Genomic DNA, 23,604 nt, shown 5'->3' on the forward strand with positions numbered 1-23,604 from the left:
TCGAGGACGCCGTGCGCAACGCCAAGGCGGCCGTCGAGGAGGGCATCGTCCCCGGTGGTGGCGTGGCGCTGCTGCAGGCCGGCGCGAAGGCGTTCGACAAGCTGGAGCTGGCGGGCGACGAGGCCACCGGTGCGGCGATCGTGAAGAAGGCTCTGGAGGAGCCGCTCAAGCAGATCGCGGTCAACGCCGGTCTTGAGGGCGGCGTCGTGGTGGAGAAGGTGCGCAACCTGACCCCCGGCGAGGGCCTCAACGCCGCTTCCGGTGAGTACGTCAACATGTTCGACTCCGGGATCATCGACCCGGCCAAGGTGACGCGCTCCGCGCTGCAGAACGCCGCCTCCATCGCGGCGCTCTTCCTCACCACCGAGGCCGTCATCGCCGAGAAGCCCGAGAAGACCCCTGCTGCTCCGGCCGGCATGCCCGGCGGCGGCGACATGGACTTCTAGGCTCCGCCTGGTCGCTGACGCATCAGAAGGCGGTCTGGATCTCTCAGGATCCGGCCGCCTTTTGTTGTGTCCGGATCCGATTACGTTTAGTAGTTATTAACTACGGAAAGTAACGACATGAAGTGAACGATTCACCTCACAAAGGAGTAGTTACATGAATTCCCGCACCGCGCGCGTTCTCGGGCTCGGCGCAGTCATCCTGGCCGCGGCTGCCACGATGACGTTGCCCGCCCAGGCCGATGACGATCACGGCTATCTGGACGAGGCCCTGGAATACGTGGACGTGCCCTACTGCACGGGCTACCTGGAGCTGTACGACCGCGACCTCTGCGCCTCACCGTCGAGGTCGACGTCGTCCGACGAGCGCGGGGACCTGTCGGACGCCTTCGAGGGCGCGTCGCCGTACGCGCGTGGGGACCTGTCGTCGGACGCCCCCGGAGACATCACGCTGTCGGACGAAGTGGTGCAGGGGAACGGCTGATCCTCGTCGAGGTCGCACCGGGCGTAGGAAACCCGACGCGGCACCACGACGAAGGCGCCCCGTACGCGAGCGGGGCGCCTTCGCCGCGGTGTTGTGCCGGCCTCAGACGCCGAAGTGCGCGATGACGTGGCCGCGGGCCAGCGTGTTGGCGGTGATGTTGAAGCCCACCACGGCCGGGCTCGCGTCGCTGCCGACACCCAGCTTGTCGACGCCGAGCGCGTGCACGGTGAAGACGTAGCGGTGGGGGTCGCCGGGCGGGGCAGCGGCGCCGCCGTAGTCTTTGGTGCCGTAGTCGTTGCGGGCGTGGACGGCCCCGCCGGGCAGGCCCTTGAAGTCGGGGCCGGTGCCCGCGCCCCTCGGGAGCTCGGCGGTGTCGGCGGGCAGGTCGAACAGCACCCAGTGCCAGAAGCCGCTGCCCGTGGGGGCGTCGGGGTCGTGGCAGGTGACGGCGTAGCCGCGGGTGCCCTCCGGGGCGCCCGACCAGCGAAGCTGGGGCGAGAGGTTCCCGCCGGTCATCCCCCAGTCGTTGAAGACGTGGAGGTCGTTCAGCCGCTCGCCGTCCTGGATGTCGTCGCTCTCCACCACGAGCGCGGGGACGGAGGGCAGGTGTTCATGCGGAAGCGGTGCGGGCACGGCATCCTCCTAGGTTGACAGCTCCTTCAGGCCATCCTAGGAGTGGCCGTGCCCGCCTTCCTTCAGGCGCCGAGCTGCGCCGGGAGCGGCCTGTCGTGCAGGACCGTGAGCGAGGTGACCGCTCGGGTCAGGACCACGTACAGGCGGGCCAGGCCGTGGGGCTCGGCCTCGACGATGTCGGCCGGCTCTACGACGATCACGTGGTCGTACTCCAGGCCCTTGGCGAGGGTGGCGGGCACGATCAGCAGGCGGTGTTCCTGCGTCGCGTCGGGGTCGAGCACCGCGTGCGGGAGGCCGGACAGCGACTCGGAGACCGCCGCCACCATCGCGTCGGGGACGATGACCCCGATCGAGCCCTCCCTGGCCAGGACCTGCCGGGCGGCCTCGGCGACCGTGCCGCCCGCCCGTACGGTGAGCGAGCCCGCGCCTGGACGCAGGGAGCGCGGGGCCGCGAGCTCGGGGGCGATCGAGGGCAGCAGGCGGGCGGCGTAGTCGAGCACCTCGCGCGGCACGCGGAAGCCGAGCGTCAGCTCGGTCACCTCGCCCTCGTCCTGGCCGAGGTGCTTCAGCACGGTCTCCCACGAGCTGGTGGACCACGGCGTGGTGCCCTGGGCCAGGTCGCCGAGCACGGTGGCCGAGCCGTTGCGGCAGCGCCGGCCGAGCGCCCGGAGCTGCATCTCGGACAGGTCCTGGGCCTCGTCCACGACGAGGTGGCCCAGGGACGGGGTGCGTTCCATGAGGTCGCGCAGCTCGTCGAGGAGGGCGGCGTCGGCGGCCGACCATTTGGCGGATTTCCAGCTCCGATATGGCTTCCGCCAAAGCAGCATTTCTTGCTCGTCAGGCGACAAATCGGATTTGGCGGCCTTTAGGAGGAATTCCGGGTCTGACAGAAGTCGGTGGAGGACCTGTTCGGGCGTCAGTTTCGGCCACACCGTTTCGACGAGCTGTTTGACCGGCTTCGACCGGGCAACGGCGTCCTGGACCCGGTCGTCGGGGGACTCGCCGCGCTGCTCCATCCTGACGAGCACCTGGTGGGCCAGGCGCTGGGCCAGTGCCGCCCGCCCCGGGAGGTAGCGGGTGGTGCCGCGCAGGGACGCCACCATCTCGCGCACCTCGTAGTCGGCCACCCGGAAGCGGTAGGCGCCCTTCGTGAACACCAGGCCGTCCTCGGGCTTGACGATGTGCATCCAGAGCGCCCGTTCGAGCACCGGGGCCATCCTGGCGTCGCCCTTGACCGCGGCGACCATCGGGTCCTCCTCGGCGGCGTGCTCGCCGATCAGCCCGGCCACCGTGGTCTGGTCGACCTTGACCTCGCCCAGCGCGGGCAGGACGGAGGAGATGTAGGACAGGAACGCCCGGTTTGGCCCCACGATCATCACGCCCGACCTGGCCAGCCGCTCGCGGTGGGTGAACAGCAGATAGGCCGCCCGGTGCAGCCCCACGGCGGTCTTCCCGGTGCCGGGCGCACCCTGGACGCACACGGTCTGGGCCAGCGTCGCGCGGACGATCTCGTCCTGGTCGGGCTGGATGGTGGCCACGATGTCGCGCATCGGGCCGGTGCGCGGGCGTTCGATCTCCTCGGTGAGGATCTTCGACGGGCCGACCTCCGAGCCCTCGCCGAGCGGCTCGTCCTCGAACGCGGTCAGCGCGCCGCCGTGGTAGCCGAAGCGTCGGCGACGTACGACCCTCATGGGTTCGGCGGGGCTGGCCTGGTAGAACGCGCGGGACACCGGCGCGCGCCAGTCGATGACCAGCGGCCTGCTGGTGCCGTCGTGCACGTGGCGGCGGCCGACGTAGATCGTGACGGGCAGGTCGTCGCCCGCCTCGCGGTCGAGCCGGCCGAAGAACAGCGGCGTGTCCGGGTGGTCGGCCAGGGCGGCCACCCGCTGGTCCAGCAGCGACTGGAGGATCTGCTGCGAGACCCAGTCGCCGGCCGCGTCGGCCGACAACGACTGGGCGTGGGCCCGCATCGCCTTGAGCGCGGCCCTGGACTCGGCCAGATGGGTCTGCTCGGCGGCGAGCACGTCAGAGGGTATGTCGGGAGCGAGTTGGTGTGCGGGCATGCGAAAGCGCCTCCCATGGTCGGAAACGGAGGTGGTCAAGGCAGCGAATCGACTAGTTTAACGGCCACCCTCCAGTGGCTCCAAAGCATTTCCCGAGGCGCGGCGGGGTAAGGACGGAAGGTGGCGCGGCTTCGCTTCGGCTTCTCGCCGATCATCCCCACGGTCGCGAGTTTCCTGCTGGCGGCTCTCTGGGGGTTGTCGGTGTTCGCCGGGTGGGGGCTGGAGGCGTTCTGCGCGGGCGGCGAGCCCCCGACGACGTGCTCCCAGCGCCTCGGTACGGTCTCCGCGGTGTCGGGCCTGTTCGCCGTCCTGGCCGCCTGCTCCACGGTGGCCGCCTGGTTGTTCCCCGCCTTCCGGCACGACCCGCGCACGTTCGGCCGCGTCATGGGGGCGGGGGTCGCCTCGTGGGTCGTCGCCGGGGGAGTGCTGTTCCTCGGCGGCCTGCTGGTGCGCTGACGAACCCGGCAAAATCCGTGACTGGTAGTGAACCTGTGAATACCGAAAAAGTCGGGCATTTCAGGTGCGTTTGTCGGATCATGAGGGTATGTCGCAGGCGGCGTGATAGTACGCAGGTGAGGGGGGTGGTTCGATGTCGACGACCCGTGGAGTCTCGTGGACGTGACGTGACGCCGTGCCTGGCCGCTCAGGAACGAGCGGCCGGGCAATCAACCTCGGCTTTCACACCCCGCCGAGCACGTCGTCGGCGTCGATGATCTGGTAGGCGTACCCCTGTTCGGCCAGGAAGCGTTGCCGGTGCGCCGCGAACTCCTGGTCGACGGTGTCCCTGCTGACCACCGTGTAGAACCGGGCGCCGCCGCCGTCGGCCTTGGGCCGCAACACCCGCCCGAGCCGCTGGGCCTCCTCCTGCCGCGACCCGAACGTGCCCGACACCTGGATCGCGATGGCCGCCTCGGGCAGGTCGATGGAGAAGTTGGCCACCTTCGACACCACCAGGACCTGGATCTCCTTGTCGCGGAACGCCTGGTAGAGACGCTCACGCTCCTTGACCCTGGTCTCGCCCTTGATGACCGGCGCGTTGAGGTGCTCGCCGAGCTCGTCGAGCTGGTCGATGTACTGGCCGATGACCAGCACCTGCTCACCCAGATGGCGGCGGACGAGCGCCTCGGTCACGTACGTCTTGGACGGCGTGGTCGCGCAGAAGCGGTAGCGCTCCTCGGACTCGGCCATCGCGTACGCCAGCCGCTCCTCGTCGGTCAGTGTGACCCTGACCTCGACGCAGTCGGCGGGCGCGATCCAGCCCTGGTTCTCCATCTCCTTCCAGGGCGCGTCGTAGCGCTTGGGGCCGATGAGCGAGAACACGTCGCCCTCGCGGCCGTCCTCGCGCACGAGCGTCGCGGTCAGGCCCACCCGCCGGCGGGCCTGGAGGTCGGCGGTCATCCTGAAGATCGGCGCGGGCAGCAGGTGGACCTCGTCGTAGACGATCAGGCCCCAGTCGCGCGCGTCGAACAGCTCCAGGTGGCTGTAGACGCCCTTCCGCCTGGTGGTCATCACCTGGTACGTGGCGATGGTGACCGGGCGGATCTCCTTCTTGGTGCCGGAGTACTCGCCGATCTCGTCCTCGGTCAGCGAGGTGCGCTTGAGCAGCTCGGTCTTCCACTGGTGGGCGCTGACCGTGTTGGTCACCATGATCAGCGTGGTGGCCTGCGCGTGGGCCATGGCCGCCGCGCCCACGATGGTCTTGCCCGCGCCACAGGGCAGCACGACCACGCCGGAGCCGCCGTGCCAGAAGGCGTCGGCCGCCTCGCGCTGGTAGGGGCGCAGCTCCCAGCCGTCCTGCAGCAGCTTGACGGGGTGGTGCTCGCCGTCGACGTAGCCGGCCAGGTCTTCGGCGGGCCAGCCCAGCTTGAGCAGCGCCTGCTTGACGTTGCCGCGGTCGCTCGGGTGCACGATGACCGAGTCGGCGCCGAGGCGCTCGCCCAGCATCGGCTGGATCTTCTTGGACCGCAACACCTCTTCGAGCACCGCGCGGTCCGTCGAGGTCAGGACCAGGCCGTTGACCGGGTCCTTCTCCAGACGCAGGCGGCCGTAGCGCGCCATGGTCTCGGCGATGTCGACGAGCAGCGCGTGTGGCACCGGGTAGCGGCTGAAGCCGATCAGCGCGTCGACGACCTGCTCGGCGTCATGGCCGGCGGCCCGCGCGTTCCACAGGGCGAGTGGCGTGACGCGGTAGGTGTGGACGTGTTCTGGCGCGCGTTCAAGCTCGGCGAACGGCGCGATCGCCTTGCGGCACGCGTCGGCCTTCTCGTGGTCGACCTCGAGCAGCAGTGTCTTGTCCGACTGGACGATGAGCGGGCCGTCGTTCACGGACATCCCTTCCTACGGTTGACCCTTATCCAACACACACGAGGGCAGGAACAGTCCCGGAACGGGTAATCGATCAGTCGTCGAGGCGGCCGGTGAGCCCCAGGAAGAGGAAGAGCGCGACGTTCAGGACGAGACCGGAGCCGAACAACACCCAGCTCCAGAGCAGCAGTGAACGCGCGCTGGCCGGCCGCTCCCGGGCCCGCGTCAGCGCGACCGTGGCGAGGATGCCGCCGGGCAGGCCGAACACGTTGCAGCAGGAGGCGAGGGACAGGAAGTTGAGCACGACCGCGACGATGGCGCTGGTCTGCGGGCCCTCGTCGCGCCGCGGCGGCGGGCCGTAGCCGTAGCCGTACTGCGGAGGCGGTTGTTCGCCGTAGGGCGCTCCGTAGGGCAGGTGGGGGTTACCCGCCGGGTCCTCTTGACTCACGCTCACCTCCAGACACGTCAACGTTTATCACGGAATGCAGACGTGGCTGACCCGGTGTGCGCGCCGGGGCCCGGATCGCGTGGGCCCGTCAGAGCCGGCCGCGCAGCGCCTTCCTGTCGAGCTTGAGCACGCTGGTGACCGGGATCGACTCCACGAACCGCACCTCGCGCGGGTACTTCACCCGCCCGACCCGGTCGCGCGCCCACTCGGCCAGCTCCTCGGCGCTCGCCTCGGCCCCGGGCCTGAGCTGCACGAACGCCACGACCTCCTCGCCCACACGCGGGTCGGGACGGCCGACGACGCCGGACATGACCACGTCGGGATGCTGGTTGAGGGCGTCCTCGACGTCGCGGGGGAAGACGTTGAAGCCGCCGCGGATGATCAGGTCCTTCTTCCTGTCCACGATGTAGAGGTAGCCGTCGTCGTCCACGCAGCCGATGTCGCCCGTGCGCAGTTCGCCGCCGACCAGCGCGGTGCCCTCGGGGTCGGGCTCGTGCTCGCCCCAGTAGCCGAGCATCAGGGAGTCGCCGGCGACGCAGATCTCGCCGACGTCACCGGCCTCCACCGCCTCGCCCTCGGAGTCGCGGACGGTGATCGTGTAGCCGGCCAGCGGCAGGCCGACGCTGCCGGCCCTGCGCCTGCCCGGCGGGTTGAAGGTGGTGACGGCGCTGGTCTCGGTCAGGCCGTAGCCCTCCAGGATCTGTACGCCGGGCATCCGGCGCTCGAACTCCTCCAGCGCCTCGCGGCCCAGCGGCGCCGCGCCGCAGGTGAGGTAGGCCAGGTCGGGGAGCGGGTGGGACTCCAGCGGCTGGGCGAGGAGCATCTGGATCATGGCGGGGACGACGGTGCCGTACTGGACGTGCTGCTCGGCGGCCAGTTCCAGGAACGCCTCCGGCTCGAACCAGCGCATGAGCACGGCTTGTTGCGGCTCGGTCGCGTGCATGCCGGCCACAGTGATGATCAACCCGTACGCATGCGAAAGTGGCACGGGCACAATTGCACGATTTTTCCCGTCTTGGTGGGACATTTTGTAGGCGTCCTTCGCCACCTGCCACAACCCGTGATGGCTCAGCATGACGCCCTTCGCGGCGCCCGTGGTGCCGCCGGTGTACATGAGCGCGGCCAGGTCGCCGGGGTCCCTGCGGACCCGTCCGTGCTCGGCGGCGCTCTCCAGCCCGGCGGTGTCCACGAAGACGGGGACGTCGGCGGCGGCGGCCCGTACGGTCTCCGCGAGCTCGGGCGAGGTGACGACGGCGGACGCGCCGCTGTCGGCCAGGATGTGCCGCAGCTCCTCGACCCCCACCAGGAAGACCACGGGCGTCACCACCGCGCCCGCCGCCCACAACGCCTGGTAGATGAGCGGGACCTCGGGAGAGGTCGCCATCATCACGACCACCCGGTCGCCGGGCCTGATCCCCGCCTCGACGAATCCGCCGCACATCCGGCGCGCGCGTTCGGCGAGTGTGTGGCTGCGGTGCCAGACCCCTTCGTAGAACACCGACTCGTGGTCGTCGAAGCGGTTCCAGGACTCCTCGGCCAGCTGGCCCAGCGTTTGCTCGGTCACATGCACAACCTGAGGGGAGTGGCCGCACGCAGTCAACCCTGCATGTTCCCGCGACTGGTCTTGACTAAGGATTGTGGCTGATGCTCTCATGCCCGGTAAATGACCCTATTTCAACCTAGAGGATCATTCGAGTTTTCGGGTGGCGCGAAGTCGTGTAATGGTTGGAGAACTAAGATCTCGTGCTGCCTGACTGTTCCCTTCGGTTTTGTTACCGGCTCGTCGCCGAGAGCGATGGAGGACGTGATCGACATGTGCGCGCCGGCGGCCATTGCCGCGAGCATCGAGAGGAACACCTGGTCAGAACGGCGGCGACCGAGCGACGCACGCTCACTGCATAAGCCGCGGAAACTCGCCGGACAAAAAGTTCCGGCAAAAACATCTTCCGAAGAAAACTTTCCAGTAAGGCCTGAGGTGACTTCGTGACCGACACGCCTGAACCGGGCGCCGCCGACCTCGACGACAAATCGTTCACGGAGAGCATCATCGCCATCACCGAACAGCTCCGGCCCGTGGCCCACCCGGTCACCCGCGACCTCGACCGGCGCGCGGCCGACACCCTGCTGCGCTCCTACCTGGAGCCCGCAGGCTTCCCCGACGCGGTGCGCCGGCTGTCCGTACGCCACCTGCTCGTACTGGTGGGCGAGGAGGACATGGGCAGGCGGCTCGGCGCCATCGCGTTGTTGTCGCGCATGTCGCTGGCCGAGGGCAGGATCACCGTGCTCTCGCCGGCCGGCAGCGCCGCCGACCTGCTGTCCAGGACCGAGTACGGGCCGGGGCGGGCGTACCTGCTGCACGACTGGATCGCCGGGAGCACCGACCGGGCCGAGCTGCTCAACCTGGCCCGCAAGCTCGCCGAGCTGGGCTCGTACCTGGTGATCACCAGGAGCGGCGCCCCCTCGCAGGCGGTCGAGGTCGAACAGCCGTGGCGCGCCCCCGACCCCGGCGACCTGTTCGACCTGTACCTGAGCTCGTTCGGCGGTCGCAGCGTCCCGGCCGCCGCCGCGACCGCCCGGGTCCGCGCGCTGGCGCTGCCCACGCCCGCCGAGGTCGTCCGCCTGGCCACCCGCCTGGTACGCGCCGACGAGCCGGTCGGCGAGGAGGTACCGGCCTGGTTCGACACCAAACCGCCGATGCACGAGGTACGCACGGTGGCGGCGCTGGTGTTCGCGCACGGGTTGCCCGAGCCGGAGTTCGCCCGCCAGCTCGCCGGGTTCGAGCGGATCTGGCAGGCCCACGAGGCCGGACCGCAGCCGACCGGCGCGCCCCACCCCCTGATCGGCGTCCGCGACGGCGACACCGTCTTCCGCGTGCCGCACCACCGTGCCCAGGTGCTCGGCGAACTCGTCGCCCGGTACGGCTTCTGGTTGTGGCAGCCGCTGCGCGAATGGGTGCGCTCGCTGGCCGGTCAGGAGCCCGGCGTACGGATGGGGGCGGCCGAAGGGGTGGCGCTGCTGGCCGCCTGCTCGCTCAGGGAGGCGCAGCAGGAGTTCCTGGAGGTATGGGCCCAGGGCGGGCCGGACGAGCGGCTGGCGGCGGGCTGCGCGCTGTCGTACATGTGCGCCGACGACGCCCTCGCCCCCGAGGCGCTGCGGCTCGCGCTCGCCTGGTCGCGGGACCCGACGGACCCGCGGGCGGTCGCGGCGGCGGTGGCGTTGTGCGGCGGGTTGTCCCTGCGCTACCCGGCCGACGCGGTGAGCCGTCTGTGGCGGCTGGCCGCCGGCCAGGGGCCCGCTGCCGGGGTGGCCGCCCGCGCGCTCACCCTGCTGGCGGCGCAGGCACGCGAGCGCGACGACGAGCACGCCCGCACGATGCGCCGCCTCACCTCGGAACACTGACTGCCCCGGCCGGGCGGGTCGTCGTCAGAGGCCGGCGACGCCGGTGATGCGGTGGAGGGCGAAGCGGTGGACGGCCGCCCTGGTCTCGTCGTACGCGGTCAGGTAGCCGCCCTCCATCCGGGCCGGCTCCAGGATGCGCGAGGTGGCGTTGCCCTGGGAGTCGAGGTAGCCGATCCATACCCGTACGCCCTGCTTGATGGCATCTTGGAGGGCCGAGATCGTCGCCGTCGCGGGCCCCCGTGGCACCGCACCGCCCGGGGCGTCGACCGGCTCGCGCCGCGATAGGTGGGCCGCGTCGCCCGCGCGCAACGCGCGTACGGCCGCCGACGCGACCTCGGGATCGAGCCCGTTGACCGAGGCCACCGCGCGTACGGGCGCCACCCCCTCGGTACGCCTGCTGTCGAGCTGGGAGATGATCACGTCACCGTCGAGCGATTCGGCGACGGGGGCGTACCCCATGGCCCGCAGCGAGTCGACCAGCGCCGCCCTGGACGAGCGCGAGGCGATCACCGTGGCCGCCAGCCGGCGCAGGCGCAGCGCGGCCGAGCGGCGGTCGGCGGTGATCTGGTCGAGCAGCGCCGGATCGTCGCACCGCACGTACGCGCTCGCGGTGCCCACCCGGATCCGCCCGTGGCGCCGGGCCACGTCGGTCACCAGGTAGGACAGCGCCTGCGGCACCGGCGTGGCCGAATGGCGGGCCAGCATCGCCAGCAGCTCCTCGCCGCCGTGCCCGGCGTCGAGGGCACGCCGGATCGAGCTCTCGCCGAACCGGTAGACGGTCGCGCCGCCCTTGGACTCGACATCGGCGGTGAGCGTCATCCAGCGGTTGAGCTCGCTGGTCAGCGGCCCGGGGGCGACGGCGGTGAGGTCGGCCTGCAACAACACGTGGTCGACGGGTTCGGGCAGCAGCGGCGCGAGCACGCCGGCCGCGTCGCCGCCCTCCACCAGCGCCCGCCCGTGGCCGGACAGCGCGCCGAGCCCGGTCACGCCGACCTGCTCGGCCTCGCGCAGCGCGAAGTCGGTGAGCTGCTCGCGCAGCGGCCCGCGCCGGCGCGGCTGCTCCCAGGCCAGGCGTTCGAGCACGGAGTCGCGGGTGGGCGCGAGGCCCGGCGCGGCGGCCAGCACGCCGAGCGCGGCCGTGCGCACCCCGGGCGCGGAGGCCCGGCGCAGGTCGGTGTGCAGGGCGTTGAGCGGCCGGTCGCGGTCGTCGCGCTCGCCGACCAGGCCGGGCACGCGGTCCATGTGCAGCCAGGTCGCCGCGAGCGTCACCCAGCGGTCGGCGGTGGCCCTGACCCGCCACAGGTCGTAGCCGGAGGTGGGCAGCCACTCGCCGTCGACGCCGCCGCCCGCCGCGATCAGCCCCGCCGCGTGCGCCACCTCGACGACCAGCGCCGCCGCCCATTCGGGCAGGTCCAGCTCGGTCGCGGTGCGCTTCATGTCACGTACGCCGAGCCCGCCGGTGCGCAGCACGCCCGGCGGATCGACGCTCCACCGCTCGCACATCTCCTCCACGGACCTGACGAACGAGAACGCCTGGCCCGCCGCCGTACGGTCGGCCAGCTCGTGGTCGCGCGCGGTCCCGGCGAGGGCGGGCGGCACGGCCAGCAGGTCACGGTGGACGCGCCCGCCGCGCAGGTGGAGACCCACCTCGCGGGGCAGCGTCACGCTCTCCTCGCCGGTGGCCGCGAGCAGCCCACGCGCCAGCAGCTCCTCGATCGGCGAACGCGCCGAGGCCACGCGTACCTCGCGCCTGGCGTTGGGCACCCGGCCGGTCGGCGGCCCCCACACGAGCTGGTCGAGCGCGCCCCTGGCCTCGGGCGAGACCGCCTCGACCAGCGCCGGCGGGCTGGCCAGCGCGGCGGCCAGCCGCTCCTTGCCAGGCCCTGACGAGCCGGGGGCGATGTCGTCGGCCATCTCGTCGAGCTGCTCGGGCGGGTGGTGCCGGAACACCTCGACCGCCCGTGGCCCGAGCCCGGCGGGCTCCTCCAGCACTTTGCGCACGCCCGGCCCGAGGTCGAGCGCGTTGTCGGGGCCGAAGACCAGGGCCAGGTCACGCAGCCGGTCGAGGGCCGCGGAGAGCGCGGGCTCCGGGCGGCCCGCCGCCAGCGCCCGTCCGACGAGGCCGCGCAGCGCCGCCTTCGTCACCGGCCCCTCCTGTACGGCCAGCGTCTCGACGACCGCCAGCGTGAACCGGTCGAGCCGGTCGAGCACCCTGCCGATCGCCGAAGGGCTGGCGGCGCGTACGGCCAGACCCTCAAGATGCGCGGGCACCGGAGTGATCAACTCGGGGCGCGCGGAGACGAGCGCCCGAAGCTGTTCGTCGGTGCGCCCCCTGATCCACTCCGTGAACTCCATCGTTGCCATGGTATGTCCCCCCTGATTGGGGCAGCATTGCCAGACGTGATAGAGCGCGCGGACCAACTGGTCCTGAACTACGTCAGCAAGGCGGCCGACGCCGCGCACGGCGTGCTCAGGCCCGACCAGCGGCTCGACTTCGCGCGACGGTTGCGGGCCGGGATCGAGGCCGAGCGGCGAGGGAGTGAGAACGCCCGGGCGCGCTCTGGCTCGGCTACCGGCTGCTCGGCGTCAGCTGACCGGCGCGGGGCTGGGGAGCAGGCCGACGGCCAGGCGTACCCAGGCGGCGACGAACTGGTCCTTCTCCGCGTGGCCCGGCATCTCGCCCACGGTCTCCTGGAACAGCCGATAGTGGACCACCGAGCCGCCGAGCACCGCGGCGATGCCCGCCCAGTCGACCTTGGAGTCGGCGTACTCGGGCTGGGCGCGGAACCAGGTGGTGATCGCGTCGAACATGGGCTGGAGCAGCCCCTCGCGCACCACCGCGACCAGCTCGGGGAACTGGCTCAGGTCGCGGAAGAACACCCGGGTCAGCTCCGACTCCTCCCGGACCTTGGCCAGGCCCGCCCGGCACACGAGCGACAGGCGCTCCTCCAGGCCGGCGGCGGCCTCCAGGGTGTTCAGCTCGGCCAGGCTCTCGGCGACCTGACTCCTCGTACGGGTGGCATGCTCGTTGATCGCGGCCGCCAGCACCTCGTACTTGGACTTGAAGTGCCTGTAGAGCCCTCCCGCGCCGGGGGAGAGCCCTGAGGCGGCCTCGATCTCGGCCACGGACGTGGCGGAGTAGCCACGCTCGGCGAACAGCCGCAGGGCCTCGTCGATGATCCGCTCACGGGTCGATCTGGTCATGTCTATGCAGATACCTCCGCAATGAGAGTAGTCGTTAGGGCGCGGCACGCTTGATGAGGCTCGCCAACGCCGAACCCGCCACGAGCCACACGACCGCGGCCAGCCCGAGGTTGACGAGCGTGGTCCAGCGCGGGTCGGCGAGCTGGAACAGGTTGGCCAGGCCCAGCGACAACCATGAGGCGAGCGACTCGACGAGCTGGTACCAGGCGTTGGCCGGGTTCGCCCGGAAGACCGTGAACAGGGCGTACAGCGCCAGGGCCAGCGCGGCCGTCCTCGACGCGACCCGGACCACGTACGCCACGGACGCCACCACGCGCCGCCGGACCGTGACCGGCGTGCCGCCCGGCCGGGCGGGCCGGTGGGGACGTGGGTCGGTGGCGACGAGCCGATCCTGTGTGCCGGGTGTCCCGGGGGTCTCTGACACGGACACTCCTCTCCGATAAGTAATTCCTTTCTTCCCATTCCCGGAGTCCCGCAACAAGGGTCGTTACCGCCATCGAAGCGGCGTTTGGCATCCTGCACGGGTGAGTACCTCGGTGGGTTTCGACCTGGACATGACATTGGCCGACACACGATCCGGCATCGCGGCTGTTTACGACGAGCTGTCAAGCCGTTTGGGCCTGCCCATCGACAGCGGGCAGATCATCACCCGGCTGGGGCCGCCGTTGGAGTACGAGCTGGCCAACTGGATGCCGGCCGAGGCCATTCCGGCGGCGGCCACGTTGTTCCGGGAGATCTATCCCGCCGTGGGCGTTCCCGTGCACACCGCGATGGCGGGCGCGTACGAGGCCATCGCCGCCGTACGGGCCCGCGGGGGCCGGGTGATCGTGGTGACGGGCAAGAACCCGCGCGACGCCGCGGGAACCGTCGAACTGCTCGGCCTTGAGGTGGACGAAGTGGTCGGATCGGTGTTCGGCGCCGCCAAAGGATCGGCACTCGCGCGCTTCGGCGCGGCGGCTTATGTTGGTGACCATGTCGCCGACATCGAGGCGGCGCGCGCGGGTGGCGCCATGAGCGTGACCGTCGCGACGGGCCCTTACACGGTGGGAGAGCTGCGTGAGCACGGAGCCGATGTGGCGCTCGGCGACCTGACCGAATTCGCGGACTGGTTCGCCGGATGGCGTACGCGCGACGAACTACGGTAATTGCCGGTATTTTCCCGGTCGCCTCGGCGCCCTTCGGGGCATAACCTACATCCATTCATCCTTTTCGACTGTTTGAACGAGGTCCTCCTGTGCCGAGTGGCAAGGTCAAGTGGTACGACGCCGACAAGGGTTTCGGCTTCCTCACCCGCGACGACGGCGGTGAGGTCTTCGTGCATTCCTCCGCGCTTCCCACAAACGCCGGGCCGCTCAAACCAGGCCAGAAGGTGGAGTTCGGCGTGGCCGAGGGACGCAGGGGCCAGCAGGCGCTTTCGGTCAGGATCCTGGAACAGCCGCCGACCCTGGCCAAGACGAAGCCCAAGGGCAAGCGGAAGAAGCCCGACGAGATGGTCGTCATCGTCGAAGACCTGATCAAGCTGCTCGACGGCGTCTCGACCTCGTACCAGCGGGGCAAGCAGCCCGAGGCGGCGCACGCCAAGAAGATCGCTCAGGTGCTCAGGGCCGTCGCGGACGACCTCGACGCCTAACCGTTGGGGTTCGTCAGGGGTTTGGTGTGGTCGAGGGTCTCGGTCCGTTGCTGATCGGGGGCCTCGGCCCGCTGCCTGGCCAGCTTGGCGTTGGCCGCGCGCACCCGTCCCCGCCGGGTGACCAGCAGCCAGCCGAGGGCGCCGGTCAGCACGACCGCCAGCGCGACGAACCCGGCCAGGGCGCTGCGGGTCAGTGACAACACCAGCCCGACCAGGCCGCCGAACACCCAGGCGAGCTGCAACACCGCCTCCACCACCCCGAACGTGGACGAGCGCACCTCCTCGCCGATCTCCCGCTGCACGATCGCGTCGAGGGCGAGCTTGCCCAGCTCCTGTGCGAACGCCGTGACCAGCGAGACCGCCAGCGCGGCCCACAGGCCGAAGAAGACCGCCGCGGCGATCGTGGTCGCGGCCGTCACCGCCAGCGTGACCAGCACGATCACCTGCGGCGCGTTGTTGCGCGTCCAGTTGGCCACCGCGGCGCCGACCAGGCCGCCCAGCCCGGCGGCGAGCGCGAGCAGCCCGATCGTCTTCGGCACGTCGAAGAACGAGAGGGCCGCCACCGGCTGGGCCAGCCACGGCACCGCCTTGTCCTGGACCAGGAAGAGCAGGAAGAACACCAGGAACCCGGAGAAGATCCGGAGCGCCAGGTTGGCCCAGACCGCCTCGGCCACCGCCGGGCCCACCTTGAGCAGGGTGCGCCAGCGCGGCGCCTCACCCTCCTCCTCCTGGTCGGGCGAGTCGATGTGCCGCGGCAGCCGTACGGCGAGGACGCCGAGCAACAGGAAGCCCAGCATCGCCACGCGCAGCACCACCGCGCTGCCCAGCCACGCGGTCAGGCCCGCGCCGGCCGACACCGCCGCCCCCGCCCTCACCAGCGTGAACAGTGCCACCCGCGCGTTGGCCGAGACCAGCGTGATGTCGGCGGGCAACACACTCGGCATGATCGCCGCCCTCGACACGTTGTACGCCTTCGACAACACCAGCACGCCCAGCGCGCCGATGAACAACGTCGGCAGGTCGCCCGCCCCCACGCCGGCGGCCATCGCGAAGCAGAGCAGCCCCCGGCCGAACAGCGTGCCCGCCATCACGTACCGGCGGCCCGACCTGAACCGGTCGAGGATCGGCCCCACGAACGGCGCGAGCAGCCCGAACGGCAACATCGTGATGACCAGGTAGAGCGCGACCGACGAGCGCGCCTCGCCGACCGGCACGCCGAAGAACACCGTGCTGGCCAGGGCGACCGTGACGAGGGCGTCGGCGGCGCTGTTGCCCGCCGACAACTCGATCAGCCGGCCGAGCCCGGTACGCCCCGCGCCGCCCGCGTACGTGAGCCGGCGGGTCGCCCTGCCCACCTTGTGAGCGCCCCTGGCGGTGGCGCGGCCCGCGCGGACGGTGCCGTTCGCGCCGGCCCGGCTCGCGCGCACGCCGGCCCGGCCCGCGCCGGCGATGGCGTGCGCCACCCGCCGCGAGATGTCCCGAGCCTGTTCCCAGCCGCCCCCCACGCCTACCAGTCTTACCCGATTCACCCCTGTTATCAGCCCCGGATCGGCGGTTATGGGCCTGCCCGGTCCGCCCATGGGTGAGAATGAAGTGTGAGCGAACAGCACCTTCAGGCGGAGGCGGTCCGATGAGCCGCACCCGGGCCCGCGTCCCCGCTCCCGACCAGGCCTGTGTCGCCGCAGTCGATCTGGCGCGCGCCGCGGCGCAGGAGCTGGCGCACCCGGGCGAGCCCGGCGAGCACCTCGGCTTCGAGAGCGAGGGCGACCGGATCGTCACCCATTACTTCGCCTGCCTCGACCGGGCCTATCGCGGCTGGCGGTGGGCCGTCACGGTCACCCGCGCCTCGCGCGCGAAGAAGGTCACGGTCAGCGAGGCGGTGCTGCTGCCCGGCGCGGGGGCGCTGCTCGCCCCCGAGTGGCTGCCGTGGAGCGAGCGGCTGCGACCGGGTGACCTGGGCGTCGGCGACCTGCTGCCGACCCCCGACGACGACGACAGGCTGGCGCCCGGTTTCACCGAGCTCGACGAAGACGCCGATCGTCAGATGGTTTTCGAGTACGGCCTGGGTCGAGCCCGTGTGCTCTCGGCCATCGGCAGAGACCGGGCTGCCAGACGCTGGCACGCGGGCGAGCACGGGCCGCATACTCCGATCGCACACGCCGCGCCCGCGCAGTGTTCCACCTGCGGGTTCTACTGGCTGCTCTCCGGTGAGCTGCGGCTGTCGTTCGGCGTCTGCACCAACGAGTACGCCCCCGACGACGGCAAGGTCGTCGCCGCCGACCACGGTTGCGGCGCCCACTCGGAGGCGGCCGTGCTGCCCCCGCCGGCCGAACAGGCCATCCCGATCCTCGACGACCTGGGTTACGACCTGATCGAAGAGGAGGAGGGCTCGGCCGACGCATCCGCTGACGCATCCGCTGACGCATCCGCCGACGACGAGCCCGGCCACTCCTGACCAGGCACGAGTAGGGAGTGGCGGGCCGAGAGCGGGTTTTCCGTCGGTCCGGGCGGCTAACCTACCCTGGCCCCTCTTCACTCGACCAGGATCGTGATCGATGACCGACACCTTTGGCACTGACCGGATGCGAGCCGCCGTCCTCTCCGCGTGGACGGCCTCGCCCGCCCGCTTCCGCGAGGACGCCAACGCCGAGGAGGACTTCGCGCTCGGCGGCTACCGCGACCGGCTGATCGTCGAGCTCGCCCAGAACGCCGCGGACGCGGCGCTGCGCGCGGGGGTGCCAGGGGTGTTGCGGCTGACGTTGCGCGGCGACGTGCTGACGGCCGCCAACACCGGCGCCCCGCTCGACGCGACCGGCGTGGAGGGCCTGTCCACGCTGCGCGTGTCGGGCAAGCGCGACGAGATCGGCGCGGCCGGCAGGTTCGGCGTGGGCTTCGCGGCCGTCGTCTCGGTCTGCGACGAGCCGGCCATCGGCTCGCGCGGCGGCGACGCGGTGCGCTGGTCGCGCGCCGAGACCACCGAGCTGGTCGCCGGCGTCCCCGTGCTGGCCGGTGAGCTGGCCGGCCGGGCGGGTCACGTGCCGCTGCTGCGGCTGCCGTTCGAGGCGCCGCCGCTGGAGGTGCCGGAGGGTTTCGACACGCTCGTCCGGCTGCCGCTGCGCGACGCCGCGGCGGTCGACGCCGTACGCGCGATGCTGGCCGAGACCAGCCCGGCGCTGCTGCTCGGCCTGCCTGCGCTGGAGGCCATCGAGATCGACCTCGACGGCGCCACCCGTACGGTCGTGGCCGACGGCTGGCACGTCGTGTCGGAGTCGGGCGAGTTCACCCCCGACGAGGTCGCCAGGCTGTTCGCCGACCGGCCGACCGAGGAGCGGGCCCGTCCCTTCTGGTCGCTGCGCTGGGCGGTGCCCGTCACCGGCACCGGCGAGCCCGGCCCGCTGCCCGCCGCCGTGCCGCCCGTCGTGCACGCGCCGACGCCCAGCGACGAGCCGATCGACCTGCCCGCGCTGCTGATCGCGTCCTTCCCGATGGCCACCGACCGGCGGCACGTCGCCAAGGGGCCGCTCACCGACTTCCTGGTCGAGCGGGTGGCCGACGCCTACGTCCGGTTGCTGGGCGAGTTGCCGCGCACGTCCAGGCTGCTCGACCTGGTGCCCTCCCTCATGGGCAAGGGCGAGCTCGACGCCCGCGTCCGGCGGGCCGTGCTCGAACGTCTGCCGTCCGCGCCGCTGCTGCCCGCGCTGTCGGCGCCCGCGCCCGCGGTCCAGACCCCCTCCTTCGCCGAGGCCGAGGTCTACGAGCCCGACGCCGAGTGGCAGGTCGAGCATCCGGCGCGGGAGCCGGAGGGCGACGGCTGGGTGGTGGCGGGCCGGGAGGCGGCCGTCGTGGCCGGCGCGACCGCCGAGCTGCTGACCACCGTGGCCGACTTCGTGCCGGGGCTGCTGCCGGCCGGGTGGCCCGCCAGGCATCCCGCCATGGTCGCCCTGGGCGTGCGCCGGGTCGAGCTGGCCGACGTGGTCGACCTGCTGTCCGGCGAGGCCGTGGAGGCGCGTGAGCCGTCCTGGTGGCGTTCCCTGTACGAGGTGCTGCCCGCCGACGACCCCGAGTCGCTGGGCGCGCTGCCGGTGCCGCTGACCGACGGCCGCCTGGTACGCGGCCCGCGCGGCACGCTCATCCTGACCGACGGCGGGGCCGACTTCGACCTCACCCCGCTCGGGCTGCGCATCGTGCATCCGGAGGCGGCCCATCAGGCGCTGCTCAGGCTGGGCGCCGCCGAGGCCACGCCCCGCACGGTGCTCGAAGACCCGCTGACCAAGGCCGCCGTCGCGCAGTCGCTCGACAGCCCCGACCCCGAGCCGGTCGCGCAGGCCGTGTTGTCGCTGGTGGCGGCGTCCGGGCTGGTCGCCGGCGAGGCGCCGTGGCTGGCCGAGCTGGCGCTGCGCGGCGCCGACGGCGAGCTCTACCCGGCCGGTGAGCTGATGCTCGCCGACGGGGCCCTGGCCGGGCTGCTCGCCCCCGACAGCCACCTCGGGATGGCCGCGCCCGAGCTGGTGGAGACCTACGGGCCGCGGGTGCTCGCGGCGGCGGGCGTGCTCGTCGGGTTCGCCGTGGCGCACGACTCCGACGTGCTGCTCGACCAGGACGACTGCGACCACGACCTCGACGGCGAGGACGTATGGCTCGACCACGTGCTCGACCTGCTGCCCGACCTCGCGGTGCCGCCGGTCGTGGCCGAGTTCGCGGCGGTGCGCGACCTTGAGCTGGTGGCCGACTGGGAGGCCGCGCTCACGCTGCTGACCAGGCCGCCGCTGCGGGCCGCGCTGCACCCGCTGCGGGTCGAGGGCGTGGAGGTGCCCTCCTACACCGCGTGGTGGCTGGCCAACCATCCGGTGCTCGGCGGGCGCAAGCCGCTTGAGCTGCGGCTGCCCGGCGCCGACCCGCTCCTGCACGGCCTCTACGCCGACGCGCCGGCCGGGCTCGACGAGGCCGCGCTGTCGATGCTCGGCGTGCGCACCACGCTCGCCGAGCTGCTGGCCGCCCACGGCGGTCCCGAGGAGCTGCTGGAGCTGATGGCCGACCCGGCGATCGAGGTCGACAGGGCGCAGCTCCGGGCGTTGTGGATCGCGCTGGCCGCCGTCGACCCGGCCCGGGTCGAGCCGCCCGCGCGGGTGCGCGCGGTGCTCGGCGGCGACATCGTGGTGGCCGCCGCCGAGGACGCGGTGGTGGTCGAGGCGCCCGACCTGCTCCAGCTCGTCACCGACCGGCCGCTGGTGCTGGCCCCGTACGACCTGGCCGAGGCGCTGACGGAGTTGCTCGACCTGCCGCTGGCCGGTGAGCTGGCGGCCGGCGAGGTGACCTCGCAGGGCGAGGTGCGCCAGGTGCCGCCGCAGGTGCGCTCGCTGCTGCCGGTGGCTCCCGAGACGTACGTGGAGCACGAGAAGCTGCTGGTCGACGGGGTCGCCTGCACGTGGCGGTTCTTCGAGGGCGCGGTCCACTGCACCGGCGTCGACGGGCTGGCCCGGGGGCTGGCCTGGGCGACGGGCCAGTGGAACGACCGGCTGGCCGTGGCCGCGCTGCTGCGCGACCCGGAGGCGGTGCCGCTGCTGCTGGCCGAGGCCGACCTGTCCTGAGTCCGGTGGGCCGCCCTCTGGGCGGGGCGGCCCTTCGGTCAGGCCGCCGGGCAGGTCGTGGCGGCCGGCACCTTCCCGTTCAGCAGGTACGCGTCCACCGTGCGCGTCACGCACCCGTCCCCGCTCAGGTACGCCCCGTGCCCCTCGCCCTCGTACGTCAGGAGCACGCCGGTCCTGAGCTTGGCGTTGAGCCGGGTCGCCCACTCGTACGGCGTGGCCGGGTCGCCCTTGCCTCCGACGACCACGATGGGCGCCGAACCGGTGGCGTCGATGCGCTTGGCGGCGTCGTCGCCGGGCACGGGCCAGTGGCCGCAGGCGGTGGCGGTGCCGTCCGCGGACAGGATCGGGAAGACCTTCCTGATCCTGTCGTCGATCCGGGTCATGTCGGCGGCGGTCGGGCGTTCGGTGCTGTCGGCGCAGGTGATGGCCTGCATGCTGGTCATCGAGGTGGAGTAGGTGCCGTCGGGGCGGCGTCCGGTGTAGGAGTCGGCCAGGGTGAGCAGGGCGGTGCCGTCGCCCTTGATCCCGGCCGCGGCGGCCTGCTCCAGCACCGGCCAGGCGGCCTTGGCGTACAGCGGGGTGATGACGGCGAGCTGGGCCAGGCCGTAGGTGAGCTGCCGGTCGCCGACGTCGAGCGGCTTGGTCTTGAGGCCGTCGAGCAGCTTCTCGACGGCGCCGCGCACGGCGGCCGGGTCCGTGCCGAGCTCGCAGGTCCGCGCCACGCAGTCTCGGGCGAACGCGTCGAAGGCGTGGGCGAAGCCGGTCGCCTGGGTGACGGCGCGTTCCTCGTAGGTGACCGTGGGGTCGAAGGCGCCGTCGAGGACGAAGCGGCCGACGTTCGCGGGGAAGCGGGTGGCGTAGACGGCGCCGAGGTGGGTGCCGTAGGAGAAGCCGAAGTAGTTGAGCCGCCGGTCGCCGAGGGCGGCCCTGATGCGGTCGAGGTCCTCGGCGGCGTTCACGGTGCCCACGTGGGGCAGGATCTCGCCCGAGTCCTTCTCGCAGGCGGCCGCGAACTTCTTCGACATCGCGTCGCCGTCGGCCCCCGTGGGCGCGGCGAGGAGGGCGTCGAGTTCGCCGCCGCACTTGACGCCCGAGCTGCGTTCGACGCCGCGGGGGTCGAAGCTGACCAGGTCGTAGCGGGTGCCGAGGCTGCCGAACGCCTTGGCGGCCATGGCCAGCGTGTCAACACCGGACGCCCCCGGCCCGCCGAAGTTGAAGACCAGCGAGCCGAGGGGGTCGCCGGTGGCCTTGACCCGGATCAGCGCCAGGTCGATCTTCCGGCCGCCGGGCTCGTCGTAGTCCAGAGGCACCTGTACGGCCCCGCACTCGATCGCCGCGTCGGCGGGCAGCGGCCGGCCGTCGAGCCCGGTCAGCCCGGTGCACCGGCTCCAGGCGACGCCGCCCTTGCCGGGGCCGGCCTGCTTCGCGGGCTCACCCGTGGTGCCGCAGCCCGCGAGTACGGCGGCGCCCAAAAGGATCGTCAACACGGCCTTCTTCATGCTGACCAGCCTCGTGGGACGGCGTTCGCCCAGGTAGTGGGGAGAGACATCGGTATCTGATGACTTCGGAGATGTCCGGAAGATGATGAATGTCAACCGCGGTGCGGGCGCCGGACGAACCACATGCCGAACAGGCCGAAGGCGACCCCGGTGGCGCAGGTCCAGATCCACCACGTGTTCTCGGGGGCCGGACGGAAGATCAGCAGAACGATCAGCGCGACGGCCCACAGGGCGGTGCCGACCCCGACGGCGGCCGTGTCGTTGGTCTTGATCGGCTCGGGATCGGGGTGCCACTGCTGCTTCACGTGTCCAGCCTAGCTTCCAATCGGGTCTCGATCCGATTGCGGACACTTTTCCCAGTTCACCACTACTGTCACTCTTCGGCGCGTGAGTGACATGCGTAATGCAATAGACCGTTTCTTCGCAATCTCTGAACGAGGCTCGACGATCTCCCGTGAGGTGCGCGGCGGCCTGGCCACGTTCTTCACGATGGCCTACATCGTGGTGCTGAACCCGATCATCCTCGCCTACGGCAAGGACATCGAGGGCCAGGTCATCGGCGACGGCACGACCCCGCAGGTGCCGCTGGTCGCCGCGGGCACGGCGTTCGTGGCCGGCGTGCTGACGATCATCATGGGCGTGGTCGGCCGGGTGCCGTTCGCGATGGCCGCCGGGCTCGGGCTGAACGCGTTCGTGACCTTCAACATCGCCACGATGATGACCTGGGAGGAGGCCATGGGCCTGGTCTTCCTCGAAGGCGTCATCATCGCGATCCTGGTGCTGACCGGGCTGCGCACGGCGGTGTTCCACGCCATCCCGGCCCAGCTCAAGACCGCGATCAGTGTCGGCATCGGCCTGTTCATCGCGCTGATCGGCTTCGTGGACGCCGGGTTCGTGCGCAAGGCCGCGGGCACGCCGCTGGAGCTGGGCATCGGTGGCCAGCTCACCTCTTGGCCCGTTCTCGTGTTCATCGTGGGCCTGCTGGCCACGGCGGCCATGGTGGCGCGGAAGGTGAAGGGCGCGATCCTGATCGGCATCGTCGGCTCGACCGTGCTGGCGATCGTCGTCCAGGCGCTGACCAAGGTGGGCGCGGCCTCGCCGGAGAACGCCGGCGGCTGGCAGCTCAACGTCCCCGCCCTTCCCGCCGCCGACCAGATCTTCGGCTTCCACAACCCGCTCGTGCTGTTCACGGAGTTCGACCCGTTCGGCGCCTTCAGCCGGATCTCCGTGCTGCTGGCCGTGCTGTTCGTGTTCACCCTGCTGATCACCGACTTCTTCGACACGATGGGCACGATCGTCGGCGTCGGCCGCCAGGCCGGGCTGGTCCAGGCCGACGGCACGCTGCCGCGTACCAAGGAGATCCTGCTCGTCGACTCGATCGCCGCGGCGGCCGGCGGCGCCGGTTCGGTCTCCTCGAACACCACCTACATCGAGTCGGCCGCCGGCGTCGGGGAGGGCGCGCGGACCGGTCTGGCCAGCGTGGTCACCGGCGTGCTGTTCCTGGTGGCCATCTTCTTCGCGCCGCTGGTCGCCGTCGTGCCCTACGAGGCCGCCACGCCCGCGCTGGTCGTCGTCGGCTTCCTGATGATGACCGCCATCCGCGACATCGACTGGGACGACTACGAGATCGCCATCCCGGCCTTCCTCACCATCGTGGTCATGCCGTTCACCTACTCCATCTCGAACGGCATCGGCGCCGGCTTCATCAGCTACGTGCTGATCAAGGTCGTACGCGGCAAGGCGCGCGAGGTCCACCCGCTGCTGTGGGGCGTGACCGCGCTGTTCGTCGTCTACTTCGCCATCGGCCCGATCCGGGCCGCGCTGGGAGTCTGATCTCCGGAAATCAGCAGCCGCCCCGCGCGAGTGGGGCGGCTTCTGGGTATCAAGGAGTGAGACGAACCTACCTAGG

20 protein-coding genes are annotated in these 23,604 nt (G+C 71.6%); 9 read left to right on the forward strand and 11 right to left on the reverse strand.

What is annotated here, in order from left to right; genetic code table 11:
• Together DMB42_RS48055 and DMB42_RS48060 are read left to right on the forward strand one after the other, a co-directional pair.
• The coding region (locus DMB42_RS48055; protein WP_312024810.1) for a TCP-1/cpn60 chaperonin family protein at nucleotides 1–446 on the forward strand (446 nt) is incomplete at its 5' end.
• Between the two features lie 154 nt (nucleotides 447–600).
• On the forward strand, nucleotides 601–927 hold the full coding sequence (locus DMB42_RS48060; RefSeq protein WP_125647412.1) for a hypothetical protein: 327 nt from the start codon (nucleotides 601–603) through the stop codon (nucleotides 925–927).
• Between the two features lie 102 nt (nucleotides 928–1,029).
• Here the strand turns inward: DMB42_RS48060 and DMB42_RS48065 are convergent, their stop codons facing one another.
• Both DMB42_RS48065 and DMB42_RS48070 read right to left on the reverse strand, forming a co-directional pair.
• On the reverse strand, nucleotides 1,030–1,560 hold the full coding sequence (locus DMB42_RS48065; RefSeq protein WP_125647415.1) for a YbhB/YbcL family Raf kinase inhibitor-like protein: 531 nt from the start codon (nucleotides 1,558–1,560) through the stop codon (nucleotides 1,030–1,032).
• A 62-nt stretch (nucleotides 1,561–1,622) separates the two neighbouring features.
• Complete coding sequence (locus tag DMB42_RS48070) at nucleotides 1,623–3,623, reverse strand: AAA family ATPase (RefSeq protein WP_125647418.1); 2,001 nt, start codon at nucleotides 3,621–3,623, stop codon at nucleotides 1,623–1,625.
• 120 nt (nucleotides 3,624–3,743) lie between these two features.
• Here DMB42_RS48070 and DMB42_RS48075 point away from each other — a divergent pair, with 120 nt between their 5' ends.
• Nucleotides 3,744–4,079, forward strand: a complete 336-nt coding sequence (locus DMB42_RS48075; RefSeq protein WP_125647421.1) for a hypothetical protein — start codon at nucleotides 3,744–3,746, stop codon at nucleotides 4,077–4,079.
• Nucleotides 4,080–4,301: 222 nt separating this feature from the next.
• Here the strand turns inward: DMB42_RS48075 and DMB42_RS48080 are convergent, their stop codons facing one another.
• The 3 genes from DMB42_RS48080 to DMB42_RS48090 form a co-directional block, all read right to left on the reverse strand.
• Nucleotides 4,302–5,954: a DNA repair helicase XPB gene (locus DMB42_RS48080; RefSeq protein WP_125647424.1), complete on the reverse strand. Its 1,653-nt coding sequence runs from the start codon at nucleotides 5,952–5,954 to the stop codon at nucleotides 4,302–4,304.
• Between the two features lie 67 nt (nucleotides 5,955–6,021).
• Complete coding sequence (locus DMB42_RS48085; RefSeq protein WP_125647427.1) at nucleotides 6,022–6,375, reverse strand: hypothetical protein; 354 nt, start codon at nucleotides 6,373–6,375, stop codon at nucleotides 6,022–6,024.
• Between the two features lie 88 nt (nucleotides 6,376–6,463).
• Nucleotides 6,464–7,939 (reverse strand): class I adenylate-forming enzyme family protein, encoded by a 1,476-nt coding sequence (locus tag DMB42_RS48090; RefSeq protein WP_260478369.1) that lies wholly within the window; start codon nucleotides 7,937–7,939, stop codon nucleotides 6,464–6,466.
• A gap of 419 nt (nucleotides 7,940–8,358) precedes the next feature.
• Here DMB42_RS48090 and DMB42_RS48095 point away from each other — a divergent pair, with 419 nt between their 5' ends.
• Nucleotides 8,359–9,774, forward strand: a complete 1,416-nt coding sequence (locus DMB42_RS48095; RefSeq protein WP_125647434.1) for a hypothetical protein — start codon at nucleotides 8,359–8,361, stop codon at nucleotides 9,772–9,774.
• A gap of 24 nt (nucleotides 9,775–9,798) precedes the next feature.
• Here the strand turns inward: DMB42_RS48095 and DMB42_RS48100 are convergent, their stop codons facing one another.
• The 3 genes from DMB42_RS48100 to DMB42_RS48110 form a co-directional block, all read right to left on the reverse strand.
• Nucleotides 9,799–12,129: a helicase-associated domain-containing protein gene (locus tag DMB42_RS48100; protein WP_125647437.1), complete on the reverse strand. Its 2,331-nt coding sequence runs from the start codon at nucleotides 12,127–12,129 to the stop codon at nucleotides 9,799–9,801.
• Between the two features lie 231 nt (nucleotides 12,130–12,360).
• Complete coding sequence (locus tag DMB42_RS48105; protein ID WP_125647440.1) at nucleotides 12,361–12,978, reverse strand: TetR/AcrR family transcriptional regulator; 618 nt, start codon at nucleotides 12,976–12,978, stop codon at nucleotides 12,361–12,363.
• A 34-nt stretch (nucleotides 12,979–13,012) separates the two neighbouring features.
• Nucleotides 13,013–13,402, reverse strand: coding sequence for a hypothetical protein (locus DMB42_RS48110; RefSeq protein ID WP_125647443.1), 390 nt, complete (start codon nucleotides 13,400–13,402; stop codon nucleotides 13,013–13,015).
• A 100-nt stretch (nucleotides 13,403–13,502) separates the two neighbouring features.
• On the opposite strand from DMB42_RS48110, the gene DMB42_RS48115 reads away from it, so the two are divergent.
• Complete coding sequence (locus DMB42_RS48115) at nucleotides 13,503–14,123, forward strand: HAD family hydrolase (RefSeq protein WP_221762695.1); 621 nt, start codon at nucleotides 13,503–13,505, stop codon at nucleotides 14,121–14,123.
• 89 nt (nucleotides 14,124–14,212) lie between these two features.
• Complete coding sequence (locus DMB42_RS48120) at nucleotides 14,213–14,608, forward strand: cold-shock protein (protein WP_125647446.1); 396 nt, start codon at nucleotides 14,213–14,215, stop codon at nucleotides 14,606–14,608.
• Here the strand turns inward: DMB42_RS48120 and DMB42_RS48125 are convergent.
• The gene (locus DMB42_RS48125) at nucleotides 14,605–16,113 is read right to left on the reverse strand and encodes an MFS transporter (protein ID WP_125647449.1); all 1,509 of its coding nucleotides are present in this window, start codon (nucleotides 16,111–16,113) and stop codon (nucleotides 14,605–14,607) included. The two genes, DMB42_RS48120 and DMB42_RS48125, sit on opposite strands and share 4 nt — an antisense overlap.
• 125 nt (nucleotides 16,114–16,238) lie before the next feature.
• Between DMB42_RS48125 and DMB42_RS48130 the strand changes: the two genes are divergently transcribed.
• Together DMB42_RS48130 and DMB42_RS48135 are read left to right on the forward strand one after the other, a co-directional pair.
• The gene (locus DMB42_RS48130) at nucleotides 16,239–17,063 is read left to right on the forward strand and encodes a DUF3027 domain-containing protein (protein ID WP_125647452.1); all 825 of its coding nucleotides are present in this window, start codon (nucleotides 16,239–16,241) and stop codon (nucleotides 17,061–17,063) included.
• A 100-nt stretch (nucleotides 17,064–17,163) separates the two neighbouring features.
• Nucleotides 17,164–20,196: a sacsin N-terminal ATP-binding-like domain-containing protein gene (locus DMB42_RS48135; RefSeq protein WP_125647454.1), complete on the forward strand. Its 3,033-nt coding sequence runs from the start codon at nucleotides 17,164–17,166 to the stop codon at nucleotides 20,194–20,196.
• Between the two features lie 38 nt (nucleotides 20,197–20,234).
• Here the strand turns inward: DMB42_RS48135 and DMB42_RS48140 are convergent, their stop codons facing one another.
• Complete coding sequence (locus tag DMB42_RS48140; protein WP_125647457.1) at nucleotides 20,235–21,695, reverse strand: alpha/beta hydrolase; 1,461 nt, start codon at nucleotides 21,693–21,695, stop codon at nucleotides 20,235–20,237.
• Between the two features lie 92 nt (nucleotides 21,696–21,787).
• Complete coding sequence (locus DMB42_RS48145; RefSeq protein ID WP_125647460.1) at nucleotides 21,788–22,000, reverse strand: DUF2530 domain-containing protein; 213 nt, start codon at nucleotides 21,998–22,000, stop codon at nucleotides 21,788–21,790.
• Between the two features lie 91 nt (nucleotides 22,001–22,091).
• Between DMB42_RS48145 and DMB42_RS48150 the strand changes: the two genes are divergently transcribed.
• Nucleotides 22,092–23,528 carry an NCS2 family permease gene (locus tag DMB42_RS48150; protein WP_125647787.1) on the forward strand — a complete coding sequence of 479 codons (1,437 nt, stop codon included), beginning with the start codon at nucleotides 22,092–22,094 and terminating at the stop codon, nucleotides 23,526–23,528.
• The last annotated feature ends 76 nt before the right edge of the window (nucleotides 23,529–23,604 follow it).

Origin of the sequence: Nonomuraea sp. WAC 01424 (assembly GCF_003947315.1) — a bacterium.
Lineage (GTDB): Bacteria > Actinomycetota > Actinomycetes > Streptosporangiales > Streptosporangiaceae > Nonomuraea > Nonomuraea spiralis.

What these genes read in the sequence shown, in the direction of transcription:
- DMB42_RS48060 (WP_125647412.1), top strand. Translation starts at nt 601, where the DNA reads ATGAATTCCCGCACCGCGCGCGTTCTCGGGCTCGGCGCAGTCATCCTG.
- DMB42_RS48080 (WP_125647424.1), bottom strand. Translation starts at nt 5,954, where the DNA reads ATGTCCGTGAACGACGGCCCGCTCATCGTCCAGTCGGACAAGACACTG.
- DMB42_RS48150 (WP_125647787.1), top strand. Translation starts at nt 22,092, where the DNA reads ATGCGTAATGCAATAGACCGTTTCTTCGCAATCTCTGAACGAGGCTCG.
- DMB42_RS48070 (WP_125647418.1), bottom strand. Translation starts at nt 3,623, where the DNA reads ATGCCCGCACACCAACTCGCTCCCGACATACCCTCTGACGTGCTCGCC.
- DMB42_RS48105 (WP_125647440.1), bottom strand. Translation starts at nt 12,978, where the DNA reads ATGACCAGATCGACCCGTGAGCGGATCATCGACGAGGCCCTGCGGCTG.
- DMB42_RS48135 (WP_125647454.1), top strand. Translation starts at nt 17,164, where the DNA reads ATGACCGACACCTTTGGCACTGACCGGATGCGAGCCGCCGTCCTCTCC.
- DMB42_RS48140 (WP_125647457.1), bottom strand. Translation starts at nt 21,695, where the DNA reads ATGAAGAAGGCCGTGTTGACGATCCTTTTGGGCGCCGCCGTACTCGCG.
- DMB42_RS48130 (WP_125647452.1), top strand. Translation starts at nt 16,239, where the DNA reads ATGAGCCGCACCCGGGCCCGCGTCCCCGCTCCCGACCAGGCCTGTGTC.
- DMB42_RS48100 (WP_125647437.1), bottom strand. Translation starts at nt 12,129, where the DNA reads ATGGAGTTCACGGAGTGGATCAGGGGGCGCACCGACGAACAGCTTCGG.